This is a genomic window from Pantoea folii, assembly GCF_056678875.1.
Window position 1 is genome coordinate 212,229 of the sequence record NZ_JBWXON010000002.1, and the last position, 14,217, is coordinate 226,445.

Genomic DNA, 14,217 nt, shown 5'->3' on the forward strand with positions numbered 1-14,217 from the left:
GAAGGCGTTAAGGTGTGAATTTAGCGATCCAGATCGCGCTCCTGAAAAATTCGTGAACCCCCTGTTGACAATTTAGTCACATCAGCACAATCCTCATCACAAGAGTTATCACATTTATAACATTTAATGCGGCGATTATCGCAGCAGATAACAGTGAGAGGTCACGTTATGTCCGATGTCTCAATGCTGGCACAGCAGCTCTCCCGCAAGCGCATCCGCCGCTACAGCATCATCGGTGTTGTGGTGGTTGCGGTGATTGCCGCCATGGCCATCGACACCAAAGTGGTGAAAATCGGTTCCGAGCAAGATGTGCAAGAGCAAGGTTTCTCGCCGGATAGCTACGGGGAGAAGACCTTCCCCGGTATTCAGCAGGATGTGGAAGCGCGTGCGGTGGATGCCAAAACCCTCGCCGATGCGCTGAAAGCCAATCAACAGGAAGCGGTACAGAAATACGGTGTGGGTTCGCCGCTCCCGGTGATCCCCGTCAAGCTGGAAGGCGTGGTGCAGCCTGGTCAAATGGGCATCTTCCCGCTGAAAGTGGCCGGCTTACCGGAAGGAAATGTGATTCGCCTGCAAACGGGCCCCGCCATCACCGGCACCGACTTGCGTGACGCCAGCGGAAAAATCCAGTTCGGCGATTTTACCAACCAGATTGAGTATCAAAATGCCGGTTCGGCGATCAATCGCGCCATGAAAGCCAAAGTGCTGGATCAGTTGGATCGCGATGCGCTGCTCGGTAAAACCGTGCAGGTGATCGGGGTGTTCCGTTTGCTCGCGCCGAATAACTGGATGGTGACGCCAGTCAGTCTGGAGGTGAAATGAAACCATTCAACGTTAACCCGGCGCTACTAAAAGGCGAAGTGATCCTTGAAGCGCGCAACATCAGCAAGATCTATGGATCGACCCATGCACTTAAAGGCGTGAATTTTGAGATCCGTCGCGGTGAAGTCACCACGTTGTTTGGTGAAAACGGCGCAGGTAAATCTACGCTAATGAAAATTTTGTCGGGCGTCATTACGCCAACATCCGGGGAAATTCTCTATAACGGCGAAGAGAAAGTGTTTCGCTCCGCCACTGAAGCACGCGATTGCGGCATCTCGATTATCCATCAGGAGCTGAATCTCGCTCCCAACATGAACGTGCGCGACAACATCTTTATGGGGCGCGAAATCATGAAGCCGGGTGGGGTGGACTACGCGGAAGAAGCCCGCATAACTGCCCATCTGATGGCGGCGCTGGAGGAGGAAATTGACCCGCTGACGCCGGTGGAAAACCTGCGTCTGGGCCAACAACAGATTGTCGAAATCGCCCGTGCATTGTCGGTGAATTCACAGATTCTGATCATGGATGAACCGACATCGGCGCTCAGTGCTGCGGAAGTCGCGGTGCTGTTCCAGGTGATCCGCGATCTCACCAGTCAGGGTGTAGCCATTGTATACATCTCACATCATCTCGAAGAGGCACTGGAGATCACCGATCGCGCCGTGGTGCTGCGTGATGGCGTAATGACCGCGTACGCGAAACGCGATGAGATCGATCTCGAATGGATCGTGCGCAATATGGTAGGCGATCACTTTGACCTGGGGTCGCCGCCGCAAGGTTATGAGTTTGGTGACCAGGCGTTGACCGTGCAAGACCTGACGGTGAAAAGCAAAACCGGGATTCGGCTGGTGGATAACCTCTCGCTGTCAGTGAAAGCCGGTGAAATTGTCTGCATCTATGGCCTGATGGGCGCGGGGCGCACCGAACTGCTGGAGTGTATCGCCGGGCGTATTCATCAAAGCCAGGGCCGCGTTCTGCTGCAGGATACCGATGTCAGCGGCTTAACCATTCAACAGCGCATTCAAATCGGCCTTGCGTTGGTGCCTGAAGATCGGCAACGCGACGGTCTGGTGCAAACCATGTCAGTGGGCGAAAACCTGTCGCTCGCCAGTATCAGCGAATTTGTGCGTGGACTGGTGCTGTCACCGCGACGTGAAAAGCAGCTGGTGACGGACAGTATTCGCAACGTCACGGTGAAAACCGCTGGCGGCGAGGCGGCCATCGGATCGCTCTCCGGTGGCAATCAACAAAAAGTGGTGATCGGCAAAATGCTGGCCACCCGTCCCAAAGTGATTCTGCTGGATGAACCCAGCCGCGGCATTGATATCGGTGCCAAAGCGGAAGTGTTTCGTCTGCTGGCGGAAAACGCCAAAAAGGGGCTGGCGGTGGTGTATACCACCTCGGAAGTGGGCGAATGCCTGAGTATTGCGCATCGCATTGTGGTGATGAGCAAAGGGCGCATTAACGCCATTTTCGATTCCAGCGTGAGTAAAGAACGCATTATGGCCGCTTCAGGCGAGTCTCTGGTGGCATGACATGAAAAACGGAGCAAACGGTATGACAGACAGAACACACACGCTGGATTCGCCACCCGTCGCGAGTAAAAAGAAGACCGATAAAAGTCTCAATCTGGCGCGATTGCTGCTGGAAGGGCGCGCGTTTATTGCGTTGCTGGTGATTATTATCACCTTTTCCTTGCTCTCGCCTAACTACTTTACCGGCGCCAATTTCCTGACCATGGCTTCGCATGTGGCGATTTTTGGCTTACCCGCCATTGGCATGTTGCTGGTGATCCTCAATGGCGGTATTGACTTATCCGTTGGTTCAACGCTGGGTCTGGCTGGCGTGATGGCCGGCTTTATGATGCAGGGGATTAACCTTGAAGCGCTGGGCGTGGTGCTGTATTTGCCGGTGTGGGCGGTGGCGATATTAACGCTGGTGATTGGCGCGCTGGTAGGATTGGTCAATGGCGTGCTGATCGCCTGGTTCCGCGTTCCGGCATTTGTCGCCACGCTCGGCACCATGTATGTAGCGCGCGGTATTGCCCTGCTGATCACTAACGGACTGACCTACAACAAACTCTCTGGCACTGAAGCGCTGGGCAACACTGGCTTTGACTGGCTCGGCTTCAATCGCATCTTCAACATCCCGGTGGGTGTGCTGGTGTTGGGCGTGGTGGCGCTGGCCTGTGGTTTTCTGCTGAGCCGTTCGGCGTTTGGCCGTTGGCTGTATGCCTCGGGTGGTAACGAGCGCGCCGCCGATCTCTCCGGCGTACCGGTGAAACGTATCAAAATCAGCGTTTATGTGTTGTCGGGTATCTGTGCCGCGATGGCAGGGCTGGTGCTCTCTTCCCAGCTCACCTCCGCTGGCCCAACGGCAGGTACCACCTATGAACTGACCGCGATTGCTGCGGTGGTGATTGGCGGAGCGGCCCTCACCGGTGGTCGCGGTAATGTGCGCGGCACGCTGCTGGGTGCTTTTGTAATCGGTTTTCTCTCTGATGGCTTAGTGATTATCGGCGTTTCTGCCTACTGGCAGACGGTGTTCACTGGCGCCGTGATTGTGCTGGCGGTATTGCTCAACACCCTGCAATACGGCAAACGCAGTCGCTAACTCACGCGCGCTGTCTGGCAGCGCGCGGTTATCCGTAAAACCTGTACCCTAAATAATAACGGAGCACCTATGTTCACAAAACGTCTGTTTATTGCTGCCGCCGCTATGGCGATCACCACCTTCGCTGCACCGACCTGGGCGGATAACGGGTTGATGACCATCATCGTCAACGATCCATCCAACCCTTACTGGCTGACAGAAGGTCAGGTCGCGCAAAAAGCCGCTGAAAAACTTGGCTACAGCGCAAAAGTCAGCGCGCACAAAGGTGATACCAACACCGAAAGCCAGCTGATTGATACGGCGATCACCAACAAATCCAAGGCGATTATTCTTGATCCGGCTAACGCCGATGGTTCTGTCGGTTCAGTGAAAAAAGCCATCGCGGCGAATATCCCGGTGTTTATCATTAACGCTGAGCTGAATCAGAGCGGATTGGCTAAAGCGCAGTTGGTTTCTAACAATGCGCAGGGCGCGGCGGTGGGCGCGATGGAGTGGGTGAAACAGGTGGGTGATACCGCCAACTATGTTGAATTAGTGGGCCCGCCATCCGATAACAACGCGGCAACGCGTGCCAATGGTTTTGATACCGTGTTGTCACAGTACCCGACGCTGAAGAAAGTGGGTCAGGAAGTCGCCAACTGGGACCGTACCCAGGGCTTCAACAAGATGCAGTCACTGCTGCAGGCTAATCCAAACATCAAAGGCGTGATCAGCGGCAACGATGAAATGGCGCTGGGGGCGATTGCCGCACTGAAAGAAGCCGGCAAGCTGAACCAAATCAAAGTCGGTGGTTTTGATGGCTCTCCGGATGCCGTTGATGCCGTAAAAGCCGGTACGCTGGCGTATACCGTGATGCAGCCGGTGGCGCAGTTCGCGCAGAAAGCGGTAGAGCAGGCTGACAGCTTCCTGAAAACCGGTAAAACCGGCGCAGCATCGGAAAAACAGCTGTTTGACTGCATTTTGATCACCAAAGAGAACGCGGGCAATTTCGTATCACCGTTTGTATTGAAGCAGTAATGCATGACGTGCGGCTTGCGGGCCGCATACTGCTCAGCGGACGCACTCCGGTGCGTCGCTGTAACCCTTCTCGTGAGTCCAAACACCACACCATTTGCAAAAGGCGCGTTTCCGCGTTGTAATCACCTGGAACCCGCATTTCTGCATCACTTTCTGGACGAAATATGGCGCACAACCCGCAGGACTCTTCTCTCAACGTCTTCATGGCCGAACCCTTACCCAGCGACAGCCGTCAGGCGCGGCAGTTGGCGCGACGCCAGTTGATCGCGGAAGCCGTGATGGCAGAAGGCGCTATTCGCATTGAAGATATTACCGACCGTTTCGGCATCAGCCTGATGACCGCGCACCGTGATATTGATGAGATGGTCGAACGCGGATTGCTGCATAAATCGCGTGGGGTGGTCTCCGCCACGCCAACAAGCCTGGTCGAGTCCAGCGATATCTACCGCGCGACGCGTCAACTGGAAGAGAAGCAAGCCATCGCTGAAGTGGCGGCCACTTACCTGGAGCCAGGACAGGCGATCTTCCTCGATGATTCCACCACGGTATTGCAGATGGCGCGCTTGTTACACGCGCGCGCCCCGTTAACGGTGATCACCAACTCACTGACGCTGATGAATGAGTTACGCAACGGGCGCGATATCACGCTGATGGGATTAGGCGGTCAGTTTTATCACTGGTGCAATGCGTTTATGGGCCGCATGACGCGAGAAGAAATTGCCAGTCTGCGCGCCGATGTGTTCTTCGTCAGTATGTCAGCGATCATTGATGACACGGTCTTTCATCAGTCAGCGGAAACCGTCGAAACCAAACGAGCGATGTTTGATGCTGCACAGAAACGTATTTTGATGATGGATAACACTAAATTTGAACGCCGGGCGCTGCATCGTTTTGCCCATCTCAGCGAGTTCGATGTGGTGATTGTCAACCAGGGTACGCCTGTGCCCGTGCTGCGACGGATGCAGGATCTGGGTGTGAACGTCGTGGTTGCGCCCATGAAGACCCACGCTGGATCGCGCGAAGAAGCCTGATTCCCCTGCAAATTCATTCCTTCAGATGACCTAAGGCGCGCACTGTCGGCCGCGGCAGTGGTGCATCGGCCTGTTCAAATGCGTTTGACAATGTAATCTACCTACTAGTAGATTGATAGCTCCGCCACCGTGAACGAAGACGGTGCAATTGATTGCCACGCGCTAATCATTCAGCTCGGGTAACTGCCTTGTCTTAATTTATGCCATGTTGAGCGAACCTATGAACAAGCCTTCTCTTACGACCGGCCAGACACTCACCCGTCTGGCCGCTATTGCAGTGGTACCATTGATAGTCATCGCGTTATTTCTCTGGGCTGGCGGCTGGTTAACACCGGATAAGTTGACCTCCGATAAACTCATTACCGTGCTACAAAAATCAGGCGGGGAGCATCCCGGTTATCGCCGCAATCATGCCAAAGGTGTCTGCATCAACGGCAGCTTTGCCGCTAACGGCAATGCCAGCGTACTGTCGCGTGCCGGGCTGTTTGCACCGGGCAAAACCCCGGTGATTGGGCGCTTTGCTATTGCCGGTGGTAATCCGAACGCTCCGGATTATGCCGTGCCGGTGCGCAGCATGGCGTTGGCGTTTTATCAAAAAGATGGTCAGCAATGGCGCACCGGGATGAATGCCATGCCAATATTTCCGGTGAACAGCGTGGAAGGGTTTTACGACCTGCAAATTGCCACGCTGCCGGATGCGAAAACAGGTCAGCCCGACCCCGCGAAAATTCAGGCCTTTGTAGAAAAACATCCCGAAATTAAGCCGTTCTTCGGCTGGGCGCAACAGTATGTTCCTTCCTCTAGCTGGGCCAGCGATCGCTACAATAGCCTTAACGCCTTCAACTTTGTTGATTCGGCCGGCAAGAGCCATGTGGTGCGCTGGAGTATGGTGCCGCACACCGATTATCAGCCGATCAATGCCGCCGATAAAAATGACAGCAACTTCCTGCAAAGCGATCTGCAACAGCGTCTTGCCAAAGGGCCGCTGCAGTGGGACCTGATCATCACTGTCGCAGACGCGCAGGACAAAAGCAGCGATGCCTCAATTTCCTGGCCAGCGGACCGACAGACCATCAATGCAGGAACCCTGACTATCAACCAAACCACGCAGCAGCAGCAGGGGGCCTGTAACGATATCAATTACGATCCGCTGATTCTGCCCGAGGGCATCACCGCCTCGGATGATCCGATTCTCAATGCACGTTCATCGGCTTATGCCAAATCCTATAACGCCCGTACCCGTGAACAGGCAGGAGCACACTGATGAAACACACAGAGACTTTCCATCCGGCGTTGCGCGCGATTCACTGGCTGATGGCTGCCGCTATTATGACCATGCTGTTTATCGGCGTGGCCATGGTCGCCACCGTCTCGTCACTGCACAGCTTGCTCGTGGCGATCCATAAGCCGTTGGGCTTAATGATATTGCTGCTGGTGGTGGTGCGATTGTGGCTACGTTTTACCACCGCCAAACCGGCCTTGCCGGAGACGTTATCAAACGGGCAAAAAGCGCTGGCACACCTTTCGCATTGGGCGTTGTACGCCATGATGCTTGCGCAACCTCTTATCGGCTGGGCGATGCTGTCGGCGGCAGGCTATCCGATCAGTCTGGGAGGCAGTCTGGTGCTGCCCCCCATCACGCCAATCAGTAATGATCTGTATGCCTGGTTGCGTCCGCTGCATACCTGGGTTGCTTTAGCCTTGTTCGTTACGGTGATGCTGCATCTTGCCGCCGCGTTGTTCCATGCGCTGATTCTGCGTGATGGCGTCTTCAGAAGTATGACCGGTCGCCGTAAGCGTCCTGAAGCGCCTTGACATCACCGCTGCAGGTCAGTAGGTTCAGTGCCAATTTACTGATTTGCAGCCATTTCATCTTTGCTGCCGGAGCCCTGCATGACCGTTGAACGTTCGCCTAAAGCCACTGAAATCATTAACCACACCCGAGCGCTGCTCACAGCTGGTGGTTATAAAAGTTTCAGCTATGCCGATTTGGCAGAACGCGTACAAATTCGTAAAGCCAGTATTCATCATCATTTTCCGGGCAAAGCCGACCTGGTGCTGGCCGTGGTCAATGATTATCGTGAGGAGGCGCGAGCCGGTATGGCCGCGACCAGTGAGCATTTCAGTGATGATCCGCTGGCTGAACTGAACGGATATGTGAACTTCTGGGCAACCTGCATTAAGGAAAACAGCTCACCGTTCTGTATTTGCGTAATGCTGGCAGTGGAGTTGCCGACCTTACCGGAAGAGGTGGCGGCTGAAGTGACCGGACATTTCGCCGATCTGTCCGCGTGGCTGGCCGGTGTGTTGCAGAAGGGGGAAAAGCGCGGGGTGTTTATTCTGCGTGAAGGGGCGGAAATGGAGGCCAAATCGCTGATGGCGACGGTGCATGGTGCGATGATTGCCGCGCGCGCGTTTAATAACCCCGAACTGTTCTTACCCATGATAAAACCGGTGCTTAACAGTCTGGTTATTTCCGTTTAATGGCTTTGCGGCCATTTATCTTCGCGACTCTTTCATCATCAACAGAATCACTTTATCCACCAGATAAGGTGCCTGCTTATTTAATTCAGGATCGTTGCGTAATTGCGCAGCAATGTTCAACGCAAATTCGCGAACATTCTGTTTATCCGCTTGCGTTGATTCACAATCTGAAGGACGGCAGTCAGGATATTGGTTAGGAAAATGAATCACACTCACAATGCCCCCTGAAATCGTTGCTAAGGTCAGCCGAATAAATATTAATCTACTAGTTGGTAGGCTGGCAGTCAAGGGAGGAATTTGCAGTAAAGCACAGCAGGTTTAAACCTCCGTGAGAGCCCGGGTAGGGGCGTTTCGCGCGCTTTCTCACCGCTTCGCCAGTACCGCCTGAAAATAGGAATTTTTACCTTTCGTTGTTTCACAAATCCTCTTAAATTAGCGCCGACGAGCAGTGCAAGTCGCCAACGATTTGGTGTCTTAACAACAATCAAATTAAAAACAATTGCATTCCATTTTTTAATGGTAATGAGGATTTCGATGCTTTTAAAACGCAGCTGCAGTATCGCCATTGTCGCTTTAGTCTGTTTATCAGTTACCGCCTGTGGCATGTCGCATCGTGGTCGTAATACGGCAATTGGTGCGGGTGTAGGTGCTGTGGGTGGCGCGGTATTAACCGGCGGCAGTACCTTTGGTACGCTGGGTGGTGCCGCCATCGGTGGCTTGATTGGTCATGAAGTGAGTCGTTGATTCATCCTGCTGAACTATTTCGTCGCGCACTCAATGCGCGACGAAATAATAACTTTTATACCTTCGTTTTATTCCCCGATTAGATTTTCTTTAACTGGCCAAATACCTGTTTGCCGTTATGGAAGGTTGCTATCACAGGTGCAACATGCGCCACCGCTTCAGCAGAACAACTCGCCGCCACTAACATCATCGTTGCGCTATCCTGCGCCTTCGGCCACTGTTGTTCACCCTGGCTATTCAGCGGCAGCACTTCATGGGTGGCGATACCCAATGCACGACTCAATGAGAACTCATCCGGGCCACGATACAACTGCGCATAGACGTTGGCTTTTTCCAGCATGCTGCCGCTGCCAAAAGGTTGCCAGTGGTCGGCAATGGTATCGGTGCCGGACCATACCGGGACGCCCGCCGCACGCAGTTGCGGCAATGGCATGATCACGCGCCCAATCGGCACGGTGGTGGCGATGCTGAACTGCTGCGCTTTGAGTTCCCCGATCATCGCATCCAGCTCTTTTCCTGATAACGTGCCCAGTGCAAACGCATGGCTGATGGTCACTTTGCCTTTTAACTGCGGATTCTCACGCACCGTTTTCAGCATGTAGCGTATCGCGGCCACACCGTGCGGCTCGGTTTCGTGCAGGTGGATATCCACCGGCGCAGCAAAATCGAGTGCAATGCTGAACATCGTATCCAGCGATTTCTCCATCGCACCATCAACGTTGGTCGGATCCAGGCCGCCGACAAAAATGGCGCCCATGTTCATCGCTTCACGCATCATGCCTTCGACCCTGGACCGCAACAGTCCATGCTGCGGGAAGGCGACAATCTTCGCGGTAAAGTCCTGACGGTGGTTAGCAATCGCCTGTTGCAAGTGCGCCAACCCGTCCAGTTTGCTAATCGGGTCGATGTTGCAGTGGCTGCGCGCTTCGGTGCTGCCTTTCGATTGCAGCAAACCAATCAGCTTTTCGGCACGCATTTCGGAGGTCGGCACAATCTCAGGAAGAATCTGCTCCTCCTGATGAATCATATCGATAACGCTTTTACGCGGCAGCGGGGCGCGCCAGCCATCGCCATAAAAGGTTTTATCAAGGTGGATATGCATGTCGCGCGTTGCAGGCAGCAGAATATGGCCCGCCGCATCCCAGGCGGGAAGGGTGCTGCTGAAACCTGCCGCGTGGATACCCGCGATATTTGCGCCGTTGATTTCGATATCGTACAACCCGGTGCGTGTCGCGGTGATCACGTCGTGATGACGTACAAAGGCTTCTTCCAGCCGCACATTGCGCAGCAGATAGTGGCTAACGTCGATCTGCATCAGGTTTTCAGGGGGACAGGCAGTGGCCGCAGCGTTACGGCTACTTAATCCGGCACCGAGCAGCGTACCTGCCGCCGTGAGTTTGATGCCAGCAGAAAGAAAGTCCCGGCGGTTGCCGGAAGTCATGAGGCTCATCGATTATGTTCTCCTTGTAGGGGAGATTTACCCTAGAGGAGCGATAAGCGCGGTGCTGTGATTTTTTCCACTGATAACTATGGAGAAAAGTAATGACGCATCGGACAGCATCGCTATCCGATGTTCTGTAGAAGGGTTAATGATTTTGCGGTTTGGGCATCGGCGGTGTGCCATGAGTATGGAACGTCTCAATGGTTTTCAGGCCCCACGCCTGGCCTTTCTTACGTTCGCTTTCCGTCCAGACTACCGTCTGCCAGTCTGGCGCGAGTATCAGTCGGGCCCCGGAATTGGCCAGCTCGACGCGATTCCCCGCCGGTTCCCAGACATACAGGAAAAACGTGCCCTGGATGGCATGCTTGTGTGGGCCGGTTTCAATATGCACGCCATTTTCCAGGAAGATGTCGGCCGCGCGCAGTATGTCTTCTCGCGTATCGGTGGCGTAGGTCACATGGTGCAAACGTCCATTGCCGCCACCGTGCTCTTCAGTACAGGCCAAATCATAGGTTTTATTATTGACGGTGAACCAGCAGCCACCAATCCGCCCATTATCCAGCTGAATCATCTCTGTGACGCGGGAGCCTAAGCAGGTTTCCATAAAGCGCTTGAATTCACTGACATCTGCAGCCAACAGATTGAGGTGATCCAGACGACGCGGACAGGCGCCACGCGCATGGTAACGCTGAGACAGGTTTTTCAGCGACGGGCGTTGGTCATCGGGTGCCTGATAACGGACCGTGTCGTAATAAATCTCAAAAATGTGGCCAAAGGGATCGGTAAAGCGAAATGCCTGTCCGTGACCCTGATCGTCGTTGACCCAACCAAGCACTTCATAGGGGCTGGCTTCAATCGCCGCAACACGCCGTTCCAGCGCAGCCTGTGAAGCGGCGCGATAGGCAATGTGCCCCACGCCGGTCGTGTGATGACGCGTAAGCTTCAGGCTGTGAAACTCATAATCATCCCAGGCGCGCAGCCAGGCGTGATCGTCGTCCTGCGCGGTGATCGTTAAGCCATAAACATTGACAAAGAAGTTGAGGCTCTCTTCAAACTTGTCGGTGTAAAGCTCCACGTGAGCCAGATGCGCAATATCGAAGCAGGGTTCAGAAAGTTGAGATGTCATGATGCCATTCCTATTTATTGAGGGTTTGTGACAGCGCCGGAAGGTCATCCAGTGCTGCGCCCTTTATTTTCAGAGACAGAGAAACATTGCGATGAAGCACAATGCTGATCGCAGCCAGTAGCGCGGGTAGCGCGAGAATAAAGAAAATCGCCGACTGCGCCGGGAACGCACCCATCAGCAAGCCGCCAATCGAAGAACTGAGAATCGCACCGGTACGGCCTATGCCGTGCATCCAGCTCACGCCGGTGGCGCGCATTTCGGTAGGGTAATAAGCAGGGGAATACACCTGTAGACCATTCTGTGCGCCATTAATACACATGCCGATAATGAAAATGAATACGCCCAGCGCCACCCCGGAAAACGCGAAGATGCCTTGTGCTAGCAAGCAGAGACAACCCAGCAGATAGACCACGCCAATCACTACTCTGGCGTTGCATTTATCCATCAATGCACCGACCAGAATACCGCCCAGCGGACCACCAAGCTGGAATAACCCCGCCAGAATCGCCGCTTGTTCGAGGGAAATACCGCCCGAGCGCATAATGGTCGGCAGCCAGCCGTTAAGCAGGTAAATCACAAACAGCCCCATAAAGTACGTCACCCACAGAATGATCGTGCCGCGGGCAAAACCGTGGTGGAAGAGCTGGGAAATGGTGCTGTTGCGATGGATCCGGGGAGAGTTAAGCACGAACGCCGTATCCTGCTGAAACTGGCCGCCCATGCGATTAAGCAGCGCAGCAATCTGCGCGCGAGGTGCCCGGCGCACCACCAAATTTAACGCGGATTCAGGTAGCAGATAACCTAATAAGGGCAGCATAAGCAGCGGCAATGCACCGCCGAAAATCAACACTGCATTCCAGTGATAGTGCGCCAGTAACGCGGCCGCGATAAAGCCCCCCAGACCGGAGCCGATATTAAAGCCGCTGAACATCAGGGTAATCATCACGCCCTTACGACGCTCAGGCATATATTCTGCCAGCAGCGTGACGCAATTGGGCATGACTGCGCCCAGCCCGAGCCCGGCAATGAATCGCATCATCGCCATTTGCAGCGGCGTGGTGGCGAAGGCGCAAATCAGACTGAAAGCGGAGAAGATCAGTACTGCCAGCAGGATGATTTTTTTACGGCCAAATCGATCGGATAAGGGACCCGCGATCAATGCGCCAATCGCCACGCCAAACATCGCCGCACCAAGGATCGGCCCCATCGCGGCGCGTGAGATATGCCACTGCTCAATCAGCGCAGGCGCAATAAATCCCATCACGGCAGCATCGTAACCGTCGAACATAATGATGATCAGGCAGAGGAATAACACGCGCCACTGAAAGGCGGAAATGGGTCGCGAATCAATCCAGGCTTTGATGTCGACCAGCTTATTTGTATTCATACGTTCGCTCTCTCTTCGGGCACGCAAAGTCTATTGAATGACAAGTCATGATTAACTCTTCCAGCTCCACGGTAAGCACCGTGTGGCAGGCTGTCTGTCAAAAAAGGCTTTTAGCGGTATGAGTTACGTTTATATTGTGAGCGAGTTGTCATAATCCGCGGTGTCAATATGGGTTTGTGGTGCCCGATGGAAAAGCCTTAAGCGCAAACGGCATACAATCTTTGTATGAATTTCGTTTAGGTCGCTGTCGTATTAGCTTCGGCGTTGATGCACTTAATCAGTGCCAGTGTGGCCGGGGAATGCAGCGCACCCGCGCGCAACGTGATGCCGATATCACGACGCGTATCGGGCAGGGTGAAGGACAGAGGTTGGAGCACACCTGACTTCAATTCGTACTCCAGCTGGTGCCATGACACCGCCGCCACCATATCGGAGTCCATTAATAAGCCGCGCACGATGGCGAGGTCACCGCTCTCAACCACCGGTTTGGGTGCCGGGATATCCAGCGTCGCAAAGGCGTGTTCTAGCAGATGGCGGGCCGGACTGTTTTCTCGCGGAAAAATCCACTGTGTGTCGGCGAGATCGGCAGCGCTTAACGTTCGACCGGCTAACGGATGTTGTGGCCTGGCGAGCAGCACAAGTTCTTCGCTGAACAGCCGTCGATTATCGATATCAGTAACGTTGCTGTCATGACGCAAAGCCCCGACAATCAGATCAACGTCGCCGGCCCGGAGTTCGGTAATCAGCGTGCTAAAGGCACTTTCATTGGTCACGACTTTGATCGCCGGATGTGCCGTCACCAGACGGGCAATCGCGCGTGGCAATAACACACTACGACACAATGGCAGGGCGCCAATATGAACAGTGCCCTGCAGAACACCTTGCTGGGCGGCAAGATCTTCCGGGATATGGCGAATTTCATTCAGGGCGCGGCTGATGTGTGGCGCCATTTCACGCGCGGCGGCTGTCGGCTGCATGCCCCGCGGCGAGCGCTGGAACAGCACGATATTCGCCCCTTTCTCCAGCACCTTGAGCGCTGCACTGACGGCGGGCTGGCTGATGCTCAGCGAACTGGCCACGCTTTGCGTATGCTGCAAATGAAACAGCCTTAAAAATATTTGCAGGCGCCTGACGTTGAACAACCAAATCGGTTCGGCGTCATCCCGCATGGACTCGCGCAGTTTAAATCGAGCGAGAAGTGCAGGTATCTGTTTGAGTTCCTGGAGGGCACGCTGTGCGCGGGGCAGTACACATTTACCATTCTCGGTGAGCAGCATCCCGCTGGCATGACGTTCAAACAAAGGCGTGGCGAGAGTGTGTTCCAGATCACGTATCGATCGCGTCACCGCCGATTGCGTGCGAAATAAATCTTCCGCAGCCTCCGAGACGGTTCCCCGTTCTGCAATCATACAAAGTGACCTTAGCTGCATGATTTTAATGTGATTAGTGTCTTCCTGTTCCTGCATGCCCTCTGCCCCTGAACCTCTGATAATGATCACAACATAAATAAAAATCATAGCTCGCACAATGAAAGGCATTATTCGGTCACGGT

14 protein-coding genes are annotated in these 14,217 nt (G+C 54.3%); 9 read left to right on the top strand and 5 right to left on the bottom strand.

The annotated features are described in order from the left end of the window. The first annotated feature begins 168 nt into the window (after positions 1-168). From AC1MDE_RS04485 to AC1MDE_RS04520, 8 genes are all read left to right on the top strand, one after another. Positions 169-822, top strand: a complete 654-nt coding sequence (locus tag AC1MDE_RS04485) for a DUF2291 domain-containing protein (protein WP_058960531.1) — start codon at positions 169-171, stop codon at positions 820-822. Beyond that, positions 819-2,357 carry a sugar ABC transporter ATP-binding protein gene (locus AC1MDE_RS04490; protein WP_058960532.1) on the top strand — a complete coding sequence of 513 codons (1,539 nt, stop codon included), beginning with the start codon at positions 819-821 and terminating at the stop codon, positions 2,355-2,357. Before AC1MDE_RS04485 ends, AC1MDE_RS04490 begins: the two co-directional genes overlap by 4 nt. Positions 2,358-2,379: 22 nt before the next feature. Continuing rightward, a complete protein-coding gene (locus tag AC1MDE_RS04495; RefSeq protein WP_058960565.1) occupies positions 2,380-3,435 on the top strand; it encodes an ABC transporter permease in 1,056 nt (351 codons plus the stop codon). 69 nt (positions 3,436-3,504) lie between these two features. Continuing rightward, entirely contained in the window at positions 3,505-4,452 is a 948-nt protein-coding gene (locus AC1MDE_RS04500; protein WP_034823484.1) for a D-ribose ABC transporter substrate-binding protein, read from the top strand. Between the two features lie 164 nt (positions 4,453-4,616). Beyond that, the gene (locus AC1MDE_RS04505) at positions 4,617-5,483 is read left to right on the top strand and encodes a DeoR/GlpR family DNA-binding transcription regulator (RefSeq protein WP_058960533.1); all 867 of its coding nucleotides are present in this window, start codon (positions 4,617-4,619) and stop codon (positions 5,481-5,483) included. 220 nt (positions 5,484-5,703) lie between these two features. Further along, the gene (locus AC1MDE_RS04510; RefSeq protein WP_479398523.1) at positions 5,704-6,747 is read left to right on the top strand and encodes a catalase family peroxidase; all 1,044 of its coding nucleotides are present in this window, start codon (positions 5,704-5,706) and stop codon (positions 6,745-6,747) included. After that, positions 6,747-7,298, top strand: a complete 552-nt coding sequence (locus AC1MDE_RS04515) for a cytochrome b (RefSeq protein ID WP_058960535.1) — start codon at positions 6,747-6,749, stop codon at positions 7,296-7,298. The genes AC1MDE_RS04510 and AC1MDE_RS04515 overlap by 1 nt, the downstream gene beginning before the upstream one ends. Positions 7,299-7,376: 78 nt before the next feature. Then, positions 7,377-7,967, top strand: a complete 591-nt coding sequence (locus tag AC1MDE_RS04520; RefSeq protein WP_058960536.1) for a TetR/AcrR family transcriptional regulator — start codon at positions 7,377-7,379, stop codon at positions 7,965-7,967. A gap of 15 nt (positions 7,968-7,982) precedes the next feature. Here the strand turns inward: AC1MDE_RS04520 and AC1MDE_RS04525 are convergent, their stop codons facing one another. Further along, positions 7,983-8,183, bottom strand: a complete 201-nt coding sequence (locus tag AC1MDE_RS04525; protein ID WP_480344333.1) for a hypothetical protein — start codon at positions 8,181-8,183, stop codon at positions 7,983-7,985. A gap of 318 nt (positions 8,184-8,501) precedes the next feature. Between AC1MDE_RS04525 and AC1MDE_RS04530 the strand changes: the two genes are divergently transcribed. Beyond that, positions 8,502-8,711: a glycine zipper 2TM domain-containing protein gene (locus AC1MDE_RS04530; RefSeq protein WP_034823502.1), complete on the top strand. Its 210-nt coding sequence runs from the start codon at positions 8,502-8,504 to the stop codon at positions 8,709-8,711. 79 nt (positions 8,712-8,790) lie between these two features. Here the strand turns inward: AC1MDE_RS04530 and AC1MDE_RS04535 are convergent, their stop codons facing one another. The 4 genes from AC1MDE_RS04535 to AC1MDE_RS04550 all read right to left on the bottom strand — a co-directional run bounded on the left by AC1MDE_RS04535 (position 8,791) and on the right by AC1MDE_RS04550 (position 14,131). Further along, the gene (locus tag AC1MDE_RS04535; protein WP_479398519.1) at positions 8,791-10,161 is read right to left on the bottom strand and encodes an amidohydrolase; all 1,371 of its coding nucleotides are present in this window, start codon (positions 10,159-10,161) and stop codon (positions 8,791-8,793) included. A gap of 136 nt (positions 10,162-10,297) precedes the next feature. Then, positions 10,298-11,278 carry a VOC family protein gene (locus AC1MDE_RS04540; RefSeq protein ID WP_479398517.1) on the bottom strand — a complete coding sequence of 327 codons (981 nt, stop codon included), beginning with the start codon at positions 11,276-11,278 and terminating at the stop codon, positions 10,298-10,300. Positions 11,279-11,288: 10 nt separating this feature from the next. Further along, positions 11,289-12,665, bottom strand: a complete 1,377-nt coding sequence (locus AC1MDE_RS04545) for an MFS transporter (RefSeq protein ID WP_479402634.1) — start codon at positions 12,663-12,665, stop codon at positions 11,289-11,291. A gap of 236 nt (positions 12,666-12,901) precedes the next feature. Beyond that, on the bottom strand, positions 12,902-14,131 hold the full coding sequence (locus AC1MDE_RS04550) for a LysR family transcriptional regulator (protein WP_058960566.1): 1,230 nt from the start codon (positions 14,129-14,131) through the stop codon (positions 12,902-12,904). Positions 14,132-14,217: the final 86 nt, after the last annotated feature.